This window comes from Halomonas sp. 3F2F (assembly GCF_014897805.1).
Classification (GTDB): Bacteria; Pseudomonadota; Gammaproteobacteria; order Pseudomonadales; family Halomonadaceae; genus Vreelandella.
Window position 1 is genome coordinate 1 of record NZ_JABUZE010000076.1, and the last position, 19509, is coordinate 19509.

Annotated in this window: 18 protein-coding genes and 1 pseudogene; 14 read left to right on the forward strand and 5 right to left on the reverse strand. The window is 54.2% G+C overall.

Annotated features, from left to right (window positions below; translation table 11 throughout):
• Positions 1–380 precede the first annotated feature (380 nt).
• Entirely contained in the window at positions 381–1346 is a 966-nt protein-coding gene (locus INT21_RS08775; protein WP_193061561.1) for a L,D-transpeptidase family protein, read from the forward strand.
• Here INT21_RS08775 and INT21_RS08780 read toward each other — a convergent pair.
• Genes INT21_RS08780 through INT21_RS08795 form a run of 4 tightly spaced genes read right to left on the reverse strand, consistent with a single transcriptional unit; the run spans position 1339 to position 4924 of the window.
• Positions 1339–2043: a response regulator transcription factor gene (locus INT21_RS08780; protein WP_226924686.1), complete on the reverse strand. Its 705-nt coding sequence runs from the start codon at positions 2041–2043 to the stop codon at positions 1339–1341. The genes INT21_RS08775 and INT21_RS08780 overlap by 8 nt on opposite strands.
• Positions 2040–3572: an ATP-binding protein gene (locus INT21_RS08785; protein WP_193061562.1), complete on the reverse strand. Its 1533-nt coding sequence runs from the start codon at positions 3570–3572 to the stop codon at positions 2040–2042. The genes INT21_RS08780 and INT21_RS08785 overlap by 4 nt, the downstream gene beginning before the upstream one ends.
• A 6-nt stretch (positions 3573–3578) precedes the next feature.
• Positions 3579–4268: a 2OG-Fe(II) oxygenase gene (locus tag INT21_RS08790; protein ID WP_193061563.1), complete on the reverse strand. Its 690-nt coding sequence runs from the start codon at positions 4266–4268 to the stop codon at positions 3579–3581.
• A complete protein-coding gene (locus tag INT21_RS08795; protein ID WP_193061564.1) occupies positions 4265–4924 on the reverse strand; it encodes a CoA pyrophosphatase in 660 nt (219 codons plus the stop codon). Before INT21_RS08795 ends, INT21_RS08790 begins: the two co-directional genes overlap by 4 nt.
• A gap of 93 nt (positions 4925–5017) precedes the next feature.
• On the opposite strand from INT21_RS08795, the gene INT21_RS08800 reads away from it, so the two are divergent.
• Entirely contained in the window at positions 5018–5575 is a 558-nt protein-coding gene (locus INT21_RS08800; RefSeq protein ID WP_193061565.1) for an NUDIX hydrolase, read from the forward strand.
• Between the two features lie 60 nt (positions 5576–5635).
• Here INT21_RS08800 and INT21_RS08805 read toward each other — a convergent pair whose 3' ends face one another.
• Positions 5636–5947 carry an NGG1p interacting factor NIF3 gene (locus INT21_RS08805; protein WP_089038794.1) on the reverse strand — a complete coding sequence of 104 codons (312 nt, stop codon included), beginning with the start codon at positions 5945–5947 and terminating at the stop codon, positions 5636–5638.
• A 95-nt stretch (positions 5948–6042) separates the two neighbouring features.
• On the opposite strand from INT21_RS08805, the gene INT21_RS08810 reads away from it, so the two are divergent.
• The 12 genes and pseudogenes from INT21_RS08810 (at position 6043) to INT21_RS08865 (ending at position 19493) form a co-directional block, all read left to right on the forward strand.
• The gene (locus INT21_RS08810; RefSeq protein WP_089038793.1) at positions 6043–6999 is read left to right on the forward strand and encodes a sugar-binding transcriptional regulator; all 957 of its coding nucleotides are present in this window, start codon (positions 6043–6045) and stop codon (positions 6997–6999) included.
• Between the two features lie 260 nt (positions 7000–7259).
• On the forward strand, positions 7260–8582 hold the full coding sequence (locus INT21_RS08815) for an ABC transporter substrate-binding protein (RefSeq protein ID WP_193061566.1): 1323 nt from the start codon (positions 7260–7262) through the stop codon (positions 8580–8582).
• A 78-nt stretch (positions 8583–8660) separates the two neighbouring features.
• Entirely contained in the window at positions 8661–9551 is an 891-nt protein-coding gene (locus INT21_RS08820) for a carbohydrate ABC transporter permease (protein ID WP_193061567.1), read from the forward strand.
• Positions 9552–9583: 32 nt separating this feature from the next.
• On the forward strand, positions 9584–10438 hold the full coding sequence (locus tag INT21_RS08825; RefSeq protein ID WP_089038790.1) for a carbohydrate ABC transporter permease: 855 nt from the start codon (positions 9584–9586) through the stop codon (positions 10436–10438).
• 11 nt (positions 10439–10449) lie between these two features.
• Positions 10450–11607, forward strand: coding sequence for an ABC transporter ATP-binding protein (locus INT21_RS08830; protein ID WP_193061568.1), 1158 nt, complete (start codon positions 10450–10452; stop codon positions 11605–11607).
• Positions 11604–12302 carry an HAD family hydrolase gene (locus tag INT21_RS08835; protein ID WP_193061569.1) on the forward strand — a complete coding sequence of 233 codons (699 nt, stop codon included), beginning with the start codon at positions 11604–11606 and terminating at the stop codon, positions 12300–12302. Before INT21_RS08830 ends, INT21_RS08835 begins: the two co-directional genes overlap by 4 nt.
• Positions 12286–13071, forward strand: a complete 786-nt coding sequence (locus INT21_RS08840) for an L-iditol 2-dehydrogenase (protein ID WP_193061570.1) — start codon at positions 12286–12288, stop codon at positions 13069–13071. Before INT21_RS08835 ends, INT21_RS08840 begins: the two co-directional genes overlap by 17 nt.
• Positions 13072–13078: 7 nt before the next feature.
• Positions 13079–13699: a nucleoside/nucleotide kinase family protein gene (locus INT21_RS08845; protein ID WP_193061571.1), complete on the forward strand. Its 621-nt coding sequence runs from the start codon at positions 13079–13081 to the stop codon at positions 13697–13699.
• A gap of 37 nt (positions 13700–13736) precedes the next feature.
• Positions 13737–15224 (forward strand): mannitol dehydrogenase family protein, encoded by a 1488-nt coding sequence (locus INT21_RS08850; protein ID WP_193061572.1) that lies wholly within the window; start codon positions 13737–13739, stop codon positions 15222–15224.
• Positions 15224–16708, forward strand: a complete 1485-nt coding sequence (gene xylB / locus INT21_RS08855) for a xylulokinase (RefSeq protein WP_193061573.1) — start codon at positions 15224–15226, stop codon at positions 16706–16708. The genes INT21_RS08850 and xylB overlap by 1 nt, the downstream gene beginning before the upstream one ends.
• 89 nt (positions 16709–16797) lie before the next feature.
• A pseudogene (locus tag INT21_RS08860) lies at positions 16798–17644 on the forward strand (fructosamine kinase family protein).
• Between the two features lie 379 nt (positions 17645–18023).
• The gene (locus INT21_RS08865; RefSeq protein ID WP_193061574.1) at positions 18024–19493 is read left to right on the forward strand and encodes a TolC family outer membrane protein; all 1470 of its coding nucleotides are present in this window, start codon (positions 18024–18026) and stop codon (positions 19491–19493) included.
• The last annotated feature ends 16 nt before the right edge of the window (positions 19494–19509 follow it).

A 19509-nucleotide genomic window follows, 5' to 3' on the forward strand; every position in this document is an offset into this window, starting at 1 on the left:
CTGTGAGAGGGATGAGGCGGTAACGCCTCACCCTACTCGATATGATTTTTTCTGGGTACGCAATAGCCGCTTTAGGCATTTATGAAAAGGCGTTTATGAAAGATAGATGCTATGCACTGTCTAGCAATGCTAATGAAGCACGCATAGTTAAGATCAAATTAAATGGACATCAGCGTCAAACCAGGGCGTGTTAGATTTATTAATAAACGTTAAAATCACTCTCAATGAAACGTCTCACCCACGTTGGTCGTTGAGATTGCTGCGACAGTCTGTCGAATTGACCCATTCAGACCGCTTGTTCATATTCGTACGCAAATTGCCCCACAGTGGCTTGCTTAACAGCAGGTAGCGCCTTGGGGCTATATAATAAAGGAGACCCCATGACAGTTGCCGCACGGTATCAAACGCTTCGACAGGTTAAAAAATTGTGGGCTAGCAGTGTCGCTTTGGGAGCTTGGTTGTTTGCATCCAGTGCCGTTGCCAGTGAAAGTGAATTACCCCAAGGCCACTTTTTGCTCCCTGATGAAGGGAATATGGTGGGCGAGGTGTATACCGTTACGGCGAAAAAAGAGGATACCCTGCTCGACATCGCTCGCGAGCATAATGTGGGTTACGAAGAGATTCGCATGGCCAACCCGGATACCAGTATTTGGATACCAGGCGAAGGTACTGAGGTGACAATACCCGGCCAATATATTCTGCCAGACGAGCCGCGTACGGGTATTGTGATTAATGTTGCTGAGCTTAGGCTTTACTATTACCCAGAGGTAGAAGAGGGCAAGGCACCGCGGGTAGAGACGTATCCTATTGGAATTGGTCGCGATGCGTTCAATACGCCGCTGGGCATTACTAAGACCACCATGCGTCTTGAGAATCCGGCATGGTATCCACCCGAATCTATTCGCCAAGAAGCTGCTGAACGCGGTGATCCTGCGCCCGCGGTTGTTCCTCCTGGTGAAGATAATCCATTAGGGCAATACGCTATTTTGCTGGATATCCCTGGCTACTTAATTCATGGCACTAATCAGCCTGACGGTGTTGGCATGCGCGCTAGCCGTGGCTGTATTCGGATGCACCCAGAAGATATTGAATCGGTATTTTGGCGTATTCCAGTCGGCACGCAGGTAAACATTATCGACAGCCCCGTTAAGGTGGGCTGGGGGAGTAACGAAAATGCCTATGTTCAAGCTTTTACGCCCACGGATGAACAGAGTTTTGGAATGGAAACGCTGTTAGAGGTGGTTAGCCTAATTGAGGCTCACGAGGGTGATGAGCACGGCATTGATTACGAGCAGGTGCGTAATGTGCTGGAAAAAGCCAATGGCCAGGTTGTGCCACTTAGCTAGGCCGTTCGCTATCAATAGGGGGGGCGCTGAGCGAGGAAACGAGCTCCAGCGCCACCGCTTGCCGCACCAGCTCTGCCAAATTTGCAGCGTGCATGGCCTTCATGGCTCTTAACCGATAGACCTCGACGGTTTTACCGCTAATCTCCATGTGCTCGGCAATTTCACGACTGGTCATTCCTTCTGCTACATGAATCACAATGCGCTGCTCTTTCGGGCGTAGCGATTGGTAACGTGTTCGCAGCATTGCCAACTGCTGCTGAGCGCGCTGCTGTTGGTGAGCGCTGCCCAACGCCTGTTGCACGCTGTCAATCAGCTGCTGGTGGTTAAACGGCTTTTCAATAAAATCAAATGCGCCGTTCTTTAGTGCAGCCACTGCCATGGGGACATCGCCATGCCCTGTCATCATAATGACCGGCAGGGTAGCGCCTTGGTCAACCAGCTGCTGCTGCACTTGCAGTCCACTCATGCCTGGCATGCGAACATCAAGCAGCAGTGCGCCCAGTTTATCGTGCTGACTCGCTAAGAATTGTTCGCCGTCATGAAACGCTTGAGCGGTTAATCCGACGGACTCAAGCAGCCAAACCAGCGATTCACGCAATGCTTGATCATCATCAACAACCGCAATGGTGGCGGTAGACTGTCGTTCAACACTGCTGGTCATTACTGGCCCCTGTTGATGCACTGATTGCGCAATCATACTGTTTCTGTGCGAAGTGTGATGTCAAAGCATGCGCCTTTCGCGTTTTGCTGGGGGCGCAGAGTCAGCGCCCCGCCCATGCTCTCGATTAGCGAACGGCTAATTGCCAAACCCATTCCCAATCCTTCATCGCGGGTGGTGAAAAAGGCATCAAAAATGGTGTCTTGATGGTCTGGCGCTACACCTGGACCCTGGTCTTCAACGCTAAGGGTCAGCTGTCGATTGCCGCTTTTTTGCGCGGCAACGATGACCTGATCGGCATCAGGGAAGTCACGGCTCGCGGTTAGCGCGTTGAGCAATAGGTTAACGATTACTTGCTCAAGGGCAATAGGGTCCGCATAAATACGTGGCAGCCCGTGGGGTAATTGCTGAATAAGCTGAACGGAGGCCTGCTTATACTGCCAGTCGCACAGTTGAAAGGCGGCGGCAATGACGTGTTCAAGTACTAGGGGCCTGACACAGTGGCTGCGTTTACGCACAAAGCTGCGCATATGGCGGAGTCGTTGGGCAAGACGCTGTACCTGCTCATCAATACGGGCCAGTGGCAACTGTAGTTCGCTGGCGGGTAAGTTAGGCGTATGCGTCGTTTTCAAAAGGGCGCCACTGGTGTAGTTGGCGATGGCACCAAGGGGCTGATTGAGTTCATGGGCAATATTAGACGCAAGCTCTCCGGCGGCGGCTAACCGGTTGGCATGGGCAATTTGTTCTTGGTGCCGGCGTGCCTGGGCTTCGGCAGCTTTACGCACGCTAATATCGCGATTAATTAAGGCAAAGTGCCCAGGTTCTACCCCGCGGCTGCGGTGGGTAAGCACGACGCTGAGCACAGGAACCGAGCCGTTTGTGCTGAGCATTTCCAGCTCGCCGCTCCAGGAGCCATAGCGTTCCACCGCCGGAAAGACGACCTGCTCCAGTAGTGCCAACGAGTCACTAGGGTAAAGCGCTGACAGGGCAACTTGCATGGCATCTCGTGGGAGTGAAAAACAGCGCCGTGCCGCTTCGTTGGCACTAAAAATATACTGATTAGGCCCTAAAAAAAGTACGTAGTCGGTAGTGGATTCGACCACCTGTGCTAAACGCTCTCTTGTGGCTTCGGCATGGACTCGGCGGCTCACGTCCCGAGAGACGCATAAAATATCAATTAGCTCGCCTGTGGCGGCATCTCGGCGGGTTCGGCTGGTGGTTTCAAACCAGATGTAGTGACCTGCCTTAGCCCGAAAGCGATACGTTTGCTGATAAAAACCGTCGTGATAGTAGACCCGAGGTGATTTGTTCAACAGATCACTTAGATCAGCAGGATGAAACAGCTGATAGGCCGATACGCCAATCAGCTCTTCCGGTTCGTACCCTAGTAAGTCTCGCGCCGCCTGGGAAGCATATAAAAAAGTACCGTCGCGGGCATGGCGAGATATCAAGTCAGTGGTACTTTCTGCCAGCCACTGATAATGACGCTTCTCTTCTTCCAGCACTGCATTTTGCGCTTCTAGGGCTTTGATTCTGGCGCTTAATGTGGCTTCGTTACTGGTGTCCATAGTGTTTCAACGCGCCGGGTCGAGCACGCCATCCAGCGAGGCGTTACGCCTAAACCAGCCAGCAATGCTGGCACGCGGATGCTGGGTTGGCAGCACCTCGTGGGGAATGGTTTCGGATAAAAAGCAGGCAAACGTACCTGCTTCAGGCACTACGCGGGCGACTTCCAGAGAAGGGGTGTCGGGGTGATAAATGACCATCTCTCCGCCGCCATCTAAGGGCCACTGAGGATTTAAGTAACCGACGGTTGAAATAACCCGGTTAGCTCGCCCTCGAAAACTGTCTAAGTGGCGTTGATAAAATGCGCCTGGTGGGTAGTGGGCAAAGTGGGCCTCATACTCAAACAACCCCAGGAAAAGCGCTTGATTGAGAGATAGCTGGAGTTCTGCCATGGCGTCAAGATAGCGACGCTGGGCTGCGCTTTCTCTATCCAACCAGTGAATGGCATCGCCGCGAATATCTTTGCGAAGATGATGTTCTTTGCCGCGGCCAATGCCAGCCTCATCAAGCACATCGTGTTCGGCCATATGGTGCAGCTCTCGGTGCAGCGCTTGGCAAAGATCAAGGTCTATCACGTTGTTACCCACGTACCAGCCTTGCTCAACAAGCGCATCAACCAGGGCAATATGGGCGATAGGGTTGATCGCTGGAGGGCTATTGCCATTGGGTAACGAGTTTGGCGCTGCAGAGGCAATCATTTCATGGTTCTCTTAGTCGGCATGCGAGCTGCTTTTGGTAGGCGGCTGCTTCTCTCAGGATAGTGACGTAACGCCCCTGGTGGGCGCTGGTAAAGGTCAATTGGCATGCCAAACCCTTCCGCCAGTAGTTCTACCAGCATCATGGCAGAAAGCCCCCAGATCACGTGGCCGTCGACATGGTAGCTAGGTACGTAGTGAGCAACGCCATCTACCGTTATTACATCGGTGTGGGTGCGCTTGTCGTCTAGAAAGTGGCTGAGTGGCACTTCAAAAATGGTGTCTAATTCTGAGGGATCTGCTACTAACGGTAAATCTGGCGGAATAATGCCGACCCATGGCGTGACTCGGATGCCATGTAGCGAAATAACGTCTGATAACCTTCCCAAGGGTTGTACAAGGGAAGGCGCTAGCGCAATCTCTTCTTGTGCCTCGCGAAGAGCCGTAGCATAGAGGTCGACATCGCAGGCCTCGCGTTTGCCGCCGGGAAACGCGACTTGGCCACTGTGAGTGCTGAGATGGCTCGCTCGCCGTGTAAACAGCAGTGTGGGCGATGGACGCTCAACAATAGGCATTAGCACGGCAGCCTCGGGCATTACAACGTGGTCTAGCCGTTGGGGGGAGTGCTGTTGCAGTTGTTTGCGCAGTTTCTCTAACATAGGGCTTCCATTTACTTTGTTCTCTTTTACCCAGCAGCGGTTATTGACGTCAAGTACGTTAAAGCCTTGCCCCATCAGCCGTAGAGAAACGCGATGAATTTTTGTAGTCAGTGTGGTGAAAAAGTCCGTTTTGCTGTTCCTGAAGGCGATGACCGTTCGCGCTATTTATGCGATGCCTGTGGCACTATTCATTACCAGAACCCGCGTATTGTGGCGGGGACGCTGCCGGTGATTGACGATAAAATATTGCTGTGTAAACGGGCGATTTCTCCGCGTAAAGGGTATTGGACACTCCCCGCGGGCTATATGGAAAACGCCGAAACCACTCAGCAGGCCGCCGCACGCGAGACCTGGGAGGAGGCCGTTGCAGAGGTCAAGCTGGAGGGGTTATACACGCTTATTGACCTGCCTCATATCAATCAAGTGTATATGATTTTTCGTGCAGAGCTTCTCGGTGGCTTTAGCGCAGGCCCTGAAAGCTTGGAAGTTGCGCTGTTCGAAGAGCATGAAATTCCTTGGGACGAGCTTGCTTTTCCAACGATTGAGCGCACGTTACAGCACTTTTATGAAGACAGTAAAAATGCCCACTACCCGCTGCATATCAGCTCAATTACCCCTGAAGATAGGGAGCGATATTTTGGCAGTGCCTAAGTTATATTGCTGTTTAGGCGTGGCTAGCAAGGTGATCTATTAAAGCCTTGTATTGCTGAATTACAGGTCGGCCAATTGCCAAACATCATAGGCCACCTCTTCATAGGGGTGGGCTAACTTCAATGCCGCAATCGCTGCCCGTATATACTCATCGCGGCAAACAAGTTCAACCTTCACTTCTTCGACAGTTTCCAGTGACCCTACGTGTCCAATATGAGGGTGCGCGCCCTCTAGTGGGCGGAACTGGCCGGTACCGCGGGTTTGAAAACAGCAGGCCTCATAATCACCAAGTCGGCCAGCGCCTGTTTCAAAGACCGCTTCTTTAACACTCTCGGCATCTTCAACGGGAACAAAAAAAGCAAGCTTGTACATAGTCATCTTTATCCTTATTAATAAACCATGGCGCAAGAGCCCTAGTGAAGGCGTTGTGCGACAATATTTCAAATTATAGGGCAGTGAGTGTGTCAATGGATAAGTTTGAGGTGAAGCTTGATCAGGCGGCCAGAGCTGCTTGGATGTCTTATGTCGGCGGTATGACTCAGGATGAAATTGCCAACCAATTAGGGGTTTCTCGACCCGGTGTCCAGCGCCTGTTAGCGCTCGCAAGGCAAGAAGGGTTGGTGAAGGTCCATATTGACCATCCTATTTCTACCTGTATGACATTAGGCAGCGTGCTTCGCGATCATTTCGGCTTGGCATATTGCGATGTTGTGCCCGCCGATAGCCAGGCTCCTGAAAGTGCTGCGTATTATTTAGCTGTTGCAGGTGCTGAACGGATGGCTCGTTTGGTGGAGCGCAGCGATCCATTAACGCTGTCTTTGGGGACTGGGCGCTCGGTTCGGGCTGCGGTAGAGGCTCTTAGCCGTATTGAGCGGCCCCAACATCGCTTTGTTTCTCTGGTAGGGAATGTTGCCAGGGATGGTTCGGCTAACCGCTACGACGCGGTCATGCTGCTGGCGGATAAAACGGGTGGCGAGCGCTTTTTACTACCTGCACCCGTGGTAGCGGAGTCGTTAGTCGAGAAAGAGGCCATGCTGACACAGCGCCTGTTTAAGGCGATTGCCGATGTGGCGAGAGAATCTGAAGCTGCCTTTATTGGAGTCGGCAGAATTGACCGGCAAGCCACGCTGTTTCAAGACCACTTCATCAGCGAAAGTGAGCTAGATGAGCTATTAAGCCTTAAAGCAGTAGGTGAGTTGCTGGGCTGGCCGCTTAACGACCAGGGAGAAGTGATTGATTGCTCAATAACACGGCGAGTGACCAGTTTGCCTCTAGAGCGGTTCGGTAAGCATCTTATGGTGGCAATAGCGGGTGGGCACGATAAAGCGCCCGCCATACGGGCAGCATTGCGAGGAGGCTGGTTAAAGGGATTGATAACGGATGAAATTGCGGCGAGACAAATCGTTAACACTATTGCTCAATGATTTATAGCGCAGTGCAACATGCAAATAGCTGAATGGATTAGCATAAAGTCTAAAAGGGTAGGCTTTGCTTTTTTTTGGCTTTCGTACGATCATTTGATCGACAGTTGATCAATTTGATCAATTTGATCAGTTTGGCTGCGGTGACAATAGCGACATTGCCAGTAACCACAGTCCTTAATAACCAGAGCCCTAATAACGACAATTCCAGTAATCGCTGTGCCGATAAAAACAATGCCAATATTTGCCAAGAGGAAAGCTGTATGCGTCTCGCACGTCATTTACCTGTCACGACCCTAGCGGCCGCTATTGCGGTAGCTGGCCAAGCCCACGCTCAAACAGAAATCACCGTTGCCACGGTAAACAATAACGACATGGTCATCATGCAGAGCCTGACCGATGCCTTTGAGCAAGCGCACCCAGACATCACTCTGGACTGGGTCGTGCTTGAGGAGAATGTGCTGCGTCAGCGTATGACCACGGATATTGCCACCGGTGGTGGGCAGTTCGATGTGATGACTATCGGTACTTATGAAGTGCCCATCTGGGCAGAGCGTGGCTGGCTTGAACCGCTGGAAAACTTGCCCGATGACTACAATGAAGATGATTTGCTGGCATCGGTACGCGATGGCCTAAGCCTAAATGGCACGCTGCACGCCCTGCCGTTCTATGCGGAAAGCTCCATGATGTATTACCGCACCGACCTGTTTGAGCAGGCTGGTATCGAGATGCCAGCGCAGCCCACCTGGGAACAGGTGCGCGACTGGGCCGAGCAGCTACACGGTAGCGAAGAGAACCTGGCAGGTATTTGCTTGCGCGGTAAGCCGGGGTGGGGCGAAAACATGGCCTTTGTCTCGACGCTGGTGAACACCTTTGGTGGCCGCTGGTTTGATGAGCAGTGGAACCCGGAGCTTAACTCCGAGGCCTGGAACAATGCGATTGCGTTCTATGTTGACCTGCTAAGCAACTACGGTCCGCCCGGAGCCAGCTCCAACGGCTTCAACGAAAACCTAGCGCTCTTTTCTCGTGGGAACTGCGCCATGTGGGTTGATGCCACCTCGGCAGCAGGCAAGCTCTACGATGAAAACGAGTCGGACGTGGCAGGTACGCTAGGTTTTGCGCCAGCACCCATCGCCGAAACCCCTAAAGGCTCTCATTGGCTGTGGTCCTGGGCGTTGGCGATTCCCGCTTCCTCTGAGCACAAAGAAGCAGCACAGGAATTCATTACCTGGGCGACTTCACAGGAGTACATCGAGCTTGTTGGTGAAACGAACGGCTGGACCAGCGTACCGCCGGGGACTCGTGAGTCGACCTATGCCAACGAGCAGTACGTTGATGCCGCGCCATTTGCCGATTTTGTGCTTAACGCCATACAGGAAGCTGATCCTACCGACTCCAGCCTAGAGCCAACCCCCTATATCGGCGTTCAGTTTGTTGGTATTCCAGAGTTCCAGTCGATTGGAACACAAGTGGGCCAAACGATTGCCGCCGCCCTGACCGGTGACACCTCAGTAACTCAGGCGCTTGATAGCGCTCAGCGAGCCACCGAGCGCACCATGCAGCGGGCTGGCTACATCGAACGTTAATGCACTCTTGCGTCTGCCCAGTCATGGGCAGTCGTATTTCAGTGGTTCTAGCAGGTCTGTTTTCTTGCAGGTATTTCCATGAATAGAACACGTGCTTCCGGCCGAACGGTCGGCGGGCTAAGAACGCTTTCGCTTCAAGCGCCCGCGGTATCGCTGCTGCTGCTCTGGATGATCGTGCCCCTGGGCATGACGATCTGGTTCTCTTTTCAGCGCTATAACTTACTCATGCCCGGGATGACCGGCTTCGCCGGGCTGGAAAACTATGAATACTTGCTGACTGACCCTGCCTTGTGGTCGGCGATGGGCACCACCCTGTTGCTGGTAGGGTCGGTACTGGTAGTTACGGTGGTGGGCGGCACGCTGCTCGCGGTGCTGTTCCAGCAAGAGTTTACCGGGCGTGGCATCGCCCGCGTGCTGGCGATTTCTCCCTTCTTTGTCATGCCAACGGTGAGCGCGCTGGTATGGAAAAACATGATGATGCATCCCTCTAATGGGGTATTAGCGTGGCTGGCGCAGTCGCTAGGGCTGCCAGCATTGGACTGGTTCTCATCGCTACCGCTGACCTCCATCATCATTATTGTGTCGTGGCAGTGGCTGCCGTTTGCACTATTGATCCTGCTCACCGCCATGCAGTCACTGGATGAAGACCAAGTGGAAGCAGCGCGTATGGATGGGGCTGGTCCACTGGCGATTTTCTTCTTCATTACGCTGCCGCACCTAAAGCGTGCCATTAGCGTAGTGATCATGATTGAAATGATCTTCTTGCTGACGATTTTTGCCGAGATTTTTGTCACCACCTCCGGCGGGCCGGGACTCGCGACCACTAACTTAGCCTATTTGATCTATATCCAAGCGCTGCTGGATTTCGATGTGGGCTTGGCCTCAGCGGGTGGGGTGATCGCCATCATTCTCGCCAATATCGTCGCGATTTTCCTTGTCCGTATGGTCGCTAAGAACTTAGAAGACTAACCCCGGTGACAGGGCGTCTTGGGAGCATTTCAATGACACTTCATCGTAATAGCGTCGCGCCAGCTAACGCTCGCTCGTTGCCCATCAGGCAACTGGTCTTAACCCTAGTGGGCTGGTCGATTGCTCTGATTATCTTTTTTCCCATCCTGTGGATGGTGCTGACCGGGTTTAAAACCGAAACGGCAGCGATTGCAGATCCAAGCTTTATCTTTTCCCCCACCCTTGAGAGCTATCAAGCCGTTCAAGCACGCTCGGGCTATGCGCGTTTTGCGCTAAATAGCGTCGTCGTGGCATTTGGCTCGACCTTTTTAGCACTGCTGATTGCCATTCCATCGGCGTATGCCATGGCCTTTTTGCCCACTAAGCGAACCAAGGGCACGCTGCTTTGGATGCTGTCTACCAAAATGCTGCCACCTGTCGGTGTCTTGGTGCCTATCTATTTGATTTTCCGCGATGTGGGGCTGTTGGATACCCGTACCGGGCTAATCATTATTTATACCCTGATGAACCTGCCCATTGTGGTGTGGATGCTCTACACCTTCTTCAAGGATATGCCCAAAGACATTCTGGAAGCCGGCAGGATGGACGGCGCGTCCACTCTGCAGGAGGTGTTTTTCCTGCTGCTGCCGCTAACGTTGCCGGGCATCGCCTCTACTGGGCTGCTCTCAGTGATTTTGAGCTGGAACGAAGCGTTCTGGAGTCTCAACTTAACCTCGTCGAAAGCGGCACCGCTGACCGCGTATATTGCCTCGTTCTCAAGCCCTGAAGGGCTATTCTGGGCCAAGCTTTCAGCGGCTTCCACCATGGCAATCGCCCCCATCCTGATCCTCGGCTGGATGACCCAAAAACAAATGGTGCGCGGCCTGACCTTTGGCGCCGTCAAGTAAAGGAGTTCCCCATGGCAACCTTACAACTGAAGAACATTATCAAACAGTTTGGCGACACCAAGGTCATCAAAGGCATTGATCTCGAGGTGAACGACCGCGAGTTCGTGGTGTTTGTTGGCCCTTCGGGCTGTGGCAAATCTACGCTGATGCGCATGATCGCGGGCTTGGAGAGTGCAAGCGACGGCGACATTCTGATCGATGGTAAGCGAATAAACGATGTGGGCCCCGCCGACCGCGGCTTGGCCATGGTATTCCAGAGTTATGCGCTATACCCGCACATGACGGTTGAGGGCAACATGGGCTTCAGCATGCGCCTCGCTGGGGTACCCAAAGAGGAGCGCCGCGCCAAAGTGCTGGAGGCGGCCAAAATTCTGCAGCTGGAGCCGCTGTTAGATCGTAAGCCTAAAGCGCTCTCCGGTGGACAGCGCCAGCGGGTGGCGATTGGCCGGGCGATTGTGCGTAATCCCAGCATCTTCTTGTTTGACGAACCGCTCTCCAATTTGGATGCGGCGCTGCGGGTGCAGATGCGTATTGAGCTGGCACGGCTGCATGAAGAACTAGATGCCACGATGATTTACGTCACCCACGATCAGATAGAAGCCATGACCATGGCCGATAAAATCGTTGTGCTACACGATGGCGTGGTGGAGCAGGTGGGCTCGCCAATGGCGCTCTACCACCATCCGCGCAATCGCTTTGTGGCGGGCTTTATTGGCTCACCGAAAATGAACTTTCTACTGGTGACGTTGACCGGCGTAACGCCTGAAGGCGTAGCGATTCGTCTGCCCGGCGGCGGTGAGCGCAGCGTGCCGGTCGATGGTGCACACTTGGATGCTAACGCCACTCTTGAGCTGGGTGTTCGCCCAGAACACTTGGTCCTTGATGAACAGGGGCCGCTGAGTGGGCAGATCAAAGTGCTTGAGCGCCTCGGCGGTCAAACCTCGCTCTACGTTCAAATGGACGATGAGTTGATCACTATTATGGCTGATGGCGATGTGGCCTACCGGGTCAACGATAGCGTGCGTTTTGGTTTTGCCCCCGAGCGCGCCCATCTGTTTGACGCAGACGGGCTAGCCCTACCTAGCTTGCAGCAGCACCCGTTAGCGGGGCTGACCCGCCAAGATAATCGCGCGGCTACGGAATCTGCCTCTCCGGGGGAGCAGGTATGAAAGCGCTGATTTTTGATTGTGACGGCGTTCTGGTGGATAGCGAAGCACTCGCTGAAGAGACTCTTGAAACCCACCTTGGGCAGTGGCTACCGGATCTGGATATCCCGACGTTGCTCAGCCAAGCCCTGGGCATGACGACGGCCAATATCCTCGAGCACCTGGAACAGCTAAGTCGCCACTTGTTGCCGCCCCATGCCGCTGAACTGATCGATAGCGCCATAGAGGCGCGCTTGGCGAGGGAATTAACCGCCATTGCGGGGGCGCATGCAGCCATCAGCGGGATCGACTTACCCAAGGCTGTGGTCTCGAACAGCCGCCGTTGCCGAGTGCTGGCATCGCTCGTTACTACCCAACTGAACGGCGCGCTAGGCGATGTGCCGATTTTCACCGCCGAGCAGGTCGAAAACCCCAAGCCGGACCCCGCTATTTATCACTTAGCGGCCAGTTCTCTTGGCTGCCCACCCAGCCGCTGCCTGGTGGTAGAAGATAGCGTGGCAGGAGTGACCGCTGCTTATGCTGCAGGCATGCGAGTGATTGGTTTTGTAGGGGCAAGTCATATAGATGAACAGCAGTCTTCACGGCTACTGGCGGCGGGCGCTTGGCGAATTTTGCCCCATATGCGCGGACTTCACGCTTTAGTAGACGAGTGGCAATCCCATTTGCAAGGACAAGATAACAATGAAACTGCTCAATAAACGCGCCGTCATTACTGGCGGTGCCCGTGGTATCGGTTTAGCCATTGCTCAGCGCTACCTCGCCGAAGGGGCGAAGGTCATTGTGGCCGACATCGATGCCAACGCCATTGACGATGCGCTCGCCACGCTGCAACAAGACGCTGGTGCCGAGCGCGTGATGGGTGTCGTGCTGAACGTGTGCGATCAAGCCTCTATCAACGCCATGGTGGAGCGCGTTACCGAGCGATTTGGTGGGATCGATATTTTAGTCAATAACGCCGCGGTGTTTGATATGGCACCGGTGCTCGAGGTGACAGAGGCCAGCTTTGACAAGCAGTTTGCGGTGAATGCCAAGGGGCTGTTTTTTACCCTGCAGATCGTGGCTCGCGCCATGGTGGCACAAGGCCAAGGGGGCAAAATTATTAATATGTCGTCTCAGGCAGGCCGACGGGGCGAGCCACTCGTCAGCGTTTACTGTGCGAGTAAAGCCGCTGTGATTAGCCTGACCCAGTCCTGTGGGCTGGATTTGATCAAGCACCGTATTAACGTGAACGGCATTGCACCGGGGGTAGTGGATACGCCGATGTGGGAAGAAGTCGATGCACTGTTTGCACGCTATGAGAACCGCCCGCTGGGCGAGAAAAAGCGTTTGGTTGGCGAGTCTGTGCCCTTTGGGCGTATGGGATTGCCGGAAGACCACACGGGGGCCGCCGTGTTTCTTGCTAGTCAGGATAGTGACTACATCGTTGCCCAGACGCTCAACGTCGATGGTGGCAACTGGATGAGTTGAGACGCCTATGACCCCTGATCTTGTTTCGTTAAGCCACCAACTGTTGGATGCCGCCGAAGGCAAAACGCGCTTTATGGTTGCCCTGGCGGGGCCCCCCGGGGCAGGTAAGTCTTATCGCAGCGCGCTGTTATGCGATGCGATTAATCAGCAGCGGCCAGGGCAGGCAGCCGTGGTGCCGATGGATGGCTACCACTTCGATAACGCCGTGCTAGGTGATGAGCAACTGCCGGTGAAAGGCGCGCCGCACACCTTCGATGTCGATGGCTTACATCATGATTTAGCGCGCATTCGTCGCGCAGATCAACCGGTAGCGGTGCCGGTGTTTGACCGTCCGCTGGATCTTGCTCGAGCCGGGGGGCGGTTGATTACTCCAGCGCAGCGCATTGTGATTGTGGAAGGTAATTACCTACTGCTGGATCAAGAACCCTGGCGGGCGCTGCACAAGCTGTTCGACTGGACGCTGTTTATCGATGTGGACGATGCCGTACTGGTTGAGCGGTTGGTGAATCGCTGGCTGTGCATGGGCCAAGACCATATCGGCGCTCTCGAGCGCGCTCATCAAAAAGACATGCTTAACGCTGAACTTGTAAAAAACGGCAGCGTGCCACCTGACCAGCGCTGGCGCTAGGGCGCGGCGTGGCTAACAAATGACCCGGAGAGTGACGATGACTCAGCTTAATAATCACAACATGGGTGCTCTCAGTGCGGCGGTTGAGACGCCTACTTATGATCGGCAGGCCGTGACGCCAGGCATCGTGCATATTGGCGTCGGTGGTTTTCATCGTGCTCATCAAGCGATGTACCTAGACGCACTAATGAACCAGGGTGAGGCGCTTGAGTGGGGCATTGTGGGGGTGGGAGTAATGCCCGGCGATAAGCGTATGCAGCAGGCCCTTGCTGCGCAAGACTATCTCTATACGCTCGTGGTGAAACACCCCGACGGCGAGTATCAGCCCCGTGTGATCGGCAGTATGGTGGATTACCTGTTTGCGCCAGAAGACCCCGAAGCGGTGATCGAAAAAATGGCCGATCCCGCCATCAAGATTGTGTCGCTCACCGTGACGGAAGGTGGCTACAACTTCCATCCAGTGACTGGAGAATTCAATCTGGATTCTCCACAGGTACGTGATGATCTCGCCCACCCAGAGCAGCCTTCCACCAGCTTTGGCTTAGTGGTGGAAGCTCTGGTTCGCCGCCGGGCGCGAGGCATTGCACCTTTTACGGTGATGTCCTGCGACAATATTCAAGGTAACGGTGACGTGGCTAAACGCATGTTCAGTGCCTACGCCCGTGCACGCAGCGCAGGGCTTGGCGACTGGCTAGCTGCCGAAGTGGCGTTTCCCAATGCCATGGTGGATCGCATCACACCAGTGACAGCGCCTACGGATATTGACGAGCTGGCCCAGCGGTTTGATGTAGAAGATGCCTGGCCAGTGGTATGCGAGCCCTTCACCCAATGGGTGTTGGAAGATCACTTTCCCTTGGGTCGCCCGGCGCTTGAGAAAGTAGGCGTGCAACTTGTCGATGATGTAGAGCCTTATGAGCTGATGAAGCTTCGACTGCTCAATGCCAGTCATCAGGCGCTTGCTTACTTCGGCTACTTGGCAGGCTACCGCTATGCCCATGAAGTTTGCCAAGACCCGCTGTTTGTCGAGTTTTTGCTGGGCTATATGCGTGAAGAGGGCACGCCTACGCTGGCGCCAGTGCCAGGGGTAGATTTAGAAACCTATCGGCTGACCCTGATTGAACGCTTCGCCAACCCGCAAATTAAAGACACTCTGGCACGACTCTGTGCTGAAAGCTCTGATCGCATTCCCAAATGGCTCGTGCCTGTCATTCGCCAGCAACTTGCCCTGGGAGGTGAGATTAAGCGCAGCGCCGCCGTGGTCGCCAGCTGGGCACGTTACGCTGAAGGCGTCGATGAGCAGGGAGAAGCTATCGATATTGTGGACCGTCTGCGTGAGCCATTGATGGCTATTGCCACTAACAACCGCACGAACCCCGCTGCGTTTGTCGAGAACCGCGAGCTGTTTGGCGACTTGGCTGACCAGCCTCGCTTTCTAAACGCTTACCTAAAGTCATTGACGTCGCTGCATGAACGGGGAGCACGGGCTACTCTTGAGGCTCTGGTCGCGTCCAAAGGAACGTTGTGATGTATATCGGGGTAGATTGCGGTACACAGAGTACCAAAGTTGTGGTGGTAGATGTGGAGCGTGGCGTCATCCTGGGTGAAGGCAGTCGTCCCCATAGCCTAGACGAGGGAGAGCATGGCCGCCGGGAACAGGCGCCAGCAGAGTGGCTGGCAGCGCTCAAAGGAGCTTTTTTTCAAGCACTTGAGCATGCTGGTATTGATGCCAAGCAGGTGCGGGGGATTGGCGTTTCCGGACAGCAGCACGGCATGGTGGCACTGGATGCGGATGGTGTGCCGGTGTATCCCGCCAAACTGTGGTGCGATACCGAAACCAGTGCTCAAAACAGCGATTTAGTCGACCGACTTGGCGGTGAAGCGGGCTGCCTGGAGAAGCTTGGTCTGGTGTTACAGACTGGCTATACCGCATCTAAAGTGGCGTGGCTGCGGGAGCATCACCCTGACGCCTACCAGCGTATAGCCACTCTGCTACTGCCCCACGACTACCTCAACTTCTGGCTGACCGGTGAGCGGGTCACTGAGGCGGGTGATGCGTCGGGCACCGGTTATTTTGATACCCGTGCCCAATGCTGGCAGAAAGAGGTATTTGCAGCCATTGCGCCGGAACTTGACCCTGACCGTGTGCTACCTCGCCTTATCCAGGCGCACGAGCCAGCAGGGCGAGTGCGCCCGCTAGTGGCGCAAGAGTTGGGGCTTCATGATGATGTGGTGGTGTCTTCTGGCGGCGGCGACAACATGTTAGGCGCAATTGGCACCGGTAATATTACTCAGGGGCTGGTGACGCTTAGTTTAGGAACCTCCGGCACGGTGTGCGCTTATTCACCTAATTCGGTGGTGTGCGATAGCGCCATGGTGGCCAGCTTCTGTGCCAGCCACGGTGGCTGGCTGCCGTTAATCTGCACGATGAACGTTACCTCTGCGACTACTCGCGTGCGTGAGCTGTTTGGGCTGGATTTAGCCGCCTTTGGCGACCAGGTTGCCAGCTCGCCGATTGGGGCCGAGGGAGTGATTGTACTGCCGTTTTTTAACGGCGAACGGGTGCCGATGCTGCCCAATGCGACGGGTGATTTTCTTGGTTTGACCAGCCTTAATATGACTCAAGCTAACCTCTGCCGAGGGGTGATGGAAGGCGCTACTTTTGGCCTGCGCTATGGCTTGGAACTATTAGGTGATCTAGCTGACGGCACCAGCCAGATTAGGCTGATTGGCGGCGGTGCCAAGAGCCCAGTCTGGCGGCAAATGGTGGCTGACATTACTAATACCCAGGTAATCTGCCCAGAGATTACCGATGCCGCCGCGTTAGGGGCGGCTATTCAAGCGGCTTGGTGCGACTTACATCAGGAGGGTGTGACCTTGGCATCGCTTTGTGAGCGCTTGGTGCACCTGGATGCCGCTTCCCTTGCCGACCCTGACGCTAAGCGTGTTTCTGCTTATGAGGTGATTTATCAGCGTTATCGCGAGGCGCTTGCTCAGCGTCATAACGTTTAATAATGCGGATTGCCTAGAAAGATATTGCTTTGCCTTGTACCGTTTAAGGAGAGATGCGGAGAGTACACGCGCCTTGAGTGGAGAGAGTCATGGATGCCGTTTTGCGCGATCTGCTAGATACGCTGGGATTAACCCCCACTGATAAGCTGCAGCCACTCAGTGGGGGGTGATATAGCCGCTGTTTACGCCTTGACTACTCGTCAAGGGCAAGTCGTTATCAAACACGACGATTCCGCGCGATTGCTTGGCGAAGCAGAAGGGCTTCGCGCGCTCAAGGGGGCGGGTACGTCATTAGTGATACCTGAGGTGCTAGGAGAGACGATGGGGTGGCTGGTGATAGAGTCACTCGATACCCAACCCGCAAACACCCAAAGTAGCGTCGCTTTAGGCGAAGGGCTGCGTGAGTTGCATGGTGTGATAGGTGATGCCCATGGCTGGCATCAGGACAATGCGTGTGGGCGTACGCCCCAACCCAACTCCCCGCTGGCAGATGGCCGTGCGTTTCAGCGCGAACGGCGTCTACTGCCTCTTACTCAAGCTTGTTATCAGCAGGGCCTGCTGAATGGCGCGTTGCGACGCCGTGTTGAACACCAAGCAGAGCAACTAGAAACATGGCTGCCAGATTCGTCTGCCAGCCTTATTCATGGTGATCTATGGTCGGGTAATGTGCTGACAACCACTAGAGGGCCGGCACTGATCGATCCTGCTGTTTATCGCCATTATCCCGACGTTGATTTGGCCATGCTGACCCTGTTTGGATCGCCTAGCGCACCTTTTTTTGATGCTTACTGGAACGGCGATAAGCCAACCGACTGGCCAAGACGCGAAGCGTTGTTTCAGCTTTATCCATTGCTTAACCATCTGCTGTTATTTGGTTCAGGGTATCACAGTGCCGTTGAACGCTGCGTGGCAGTATTGGAAGCTTTTGAGAGTTAATGGGGCAGCGTTTGGCGGAGCAATAGTGGTGATGGTGCTGATTTTCTCGCTTTATTAGCTATCTGTTTGGATTGCCAATCACTGCCGCATGTTGTTGAGAGACTCAAGCGCTCACTTTAGTTAGCGTGTAATTACATTAGCTGTAACATGGTTCACTTAAGATTCGAGTGGGTAAAGGAGCGCTAAAAAGCTGCAAGCTCATGGAGCTTTGGACTAAGGTAATAGAGAGTCTTGTGTAGTACGGTTATCTATACGTGACGCTGTTCATATATTTAGGTTAAGTTCAAGCCTAGCATACATACATGAATGTAACTATAATGCCACCCTTCAGAATGGCTATCATTATCGTCACCCTACGTTGACACCTAGAGGCAATCCCATGCGACTGGCACACTGGGCAGTCAATGCCCCTTTTCGTCCCCTGCTATTAGCAGTGCTGACATCTTCTTTCGTCCTGCCCGCTCAAGCGGCAGATTTAGTCAATATCACTCGCGATGCGCTTAATAACAACGCTGCCTTGGCCTCTGCACGTGCTGAATTTTCAAGTGTTGAAGCGGCAAGCGATGTGGCAAGTGGCGCGCTGTTGCCTCAGGTAAATGCCTCCGGCAATGTCGTCCATAACCAGCAGTACGAAAGCCAGTCCTCCTCTAGAGTTGGGCAGAGCGCTGGTGCCGGTTCTAATGCGGCGGGTGTCAGCGATGATCGCTACAACACCGCGTCATTAACACTTGAGGCGACCCAGGCACTCTTCAATGCTGTCACACGTGAGGAAGTGAATCAGGCTGAACGTCAGATTGATCAACAAGTGTACTTATTGGCCGCCACTGAGCAGCAGTTGCTGATTGATGTCGCGAGCGCTTATTTCGATATTTTGCGTGCCCACGAAGTGCTCGAGGCGCGTTTAGCTCAAGAGCGTGCGATTGGCCGCCAGCTTGAGCAGGCTCGAGAGCAGTTTGAAGTAGGTCTCATTGCTATCACTGAAGTAGAGGAAGCACGGGCGAGCTTTGATCAATCCCGCGCTGATCGCATAGCAGCAGAGAGTAATCTTCAGGTGGCATTTGAGGTGCTTGAACAGCTGACGGGGCAACGTTACGCCAGTATCGACGCGTTAGGCGATAGTATGCCGATTGCCCTGCCAACCCCTACGGATCGTAACTATTGGGTAGAGCAAGCCATTGAGCGTAACCCGCAGGTATTAGCGCAGCAGGCAGGCATTGAGCTTTCCCGCGTAGGCGTCGAGCTGGCGCGTGCTGGACGTATGCCGACGGTTCAGGCATTTGCTAACTACCAGTACTCGGATAGCGATAGTGATTTGGTGAGTGGCTACAACACGTCAAGCCAAGTGGGTGTCTCGGCGAACTTACCTATCTATACCGGTGGCACCACCAGCGCCCGTATTCGCCAAGGTACCTTCCAGCTTGAAAGTAGCCAATACGATTTCGAGTCCCAACGCCGTACTACCATCCAACAAGTGCGTTCGCTCTATACCCAGGTTAGCAACAACGTCGATACCGTTGAGGCTCGCCAGCAGGCCATCGTTTCTAACCGTAGTGCTTTAGAAGCTACCCGTGCCGGTTATGAAGTAGGCACACGTAATATCGTGGACGTGTTGAACGCTGAACAAAGCCTCTATAACGCTATCGCTAACTATGCCGAAGCGCGTTATGACTATGTGGTTAATTTGCTCTCACTGCGCCAGCAGGCGGGTCTGTTAGACGTTGAGGCGATTGAAGACGTCAATGCGTGGCTAACGGGAGATGAGGTGAACTTCACTCTGCCTGAGGGTGGCGACCCCGACGCCTACCAGAGGGCTATGGATATTGGCGCTCCACCCACGCCGGGTGCGTAAGCTAGCGAGTTGTTAG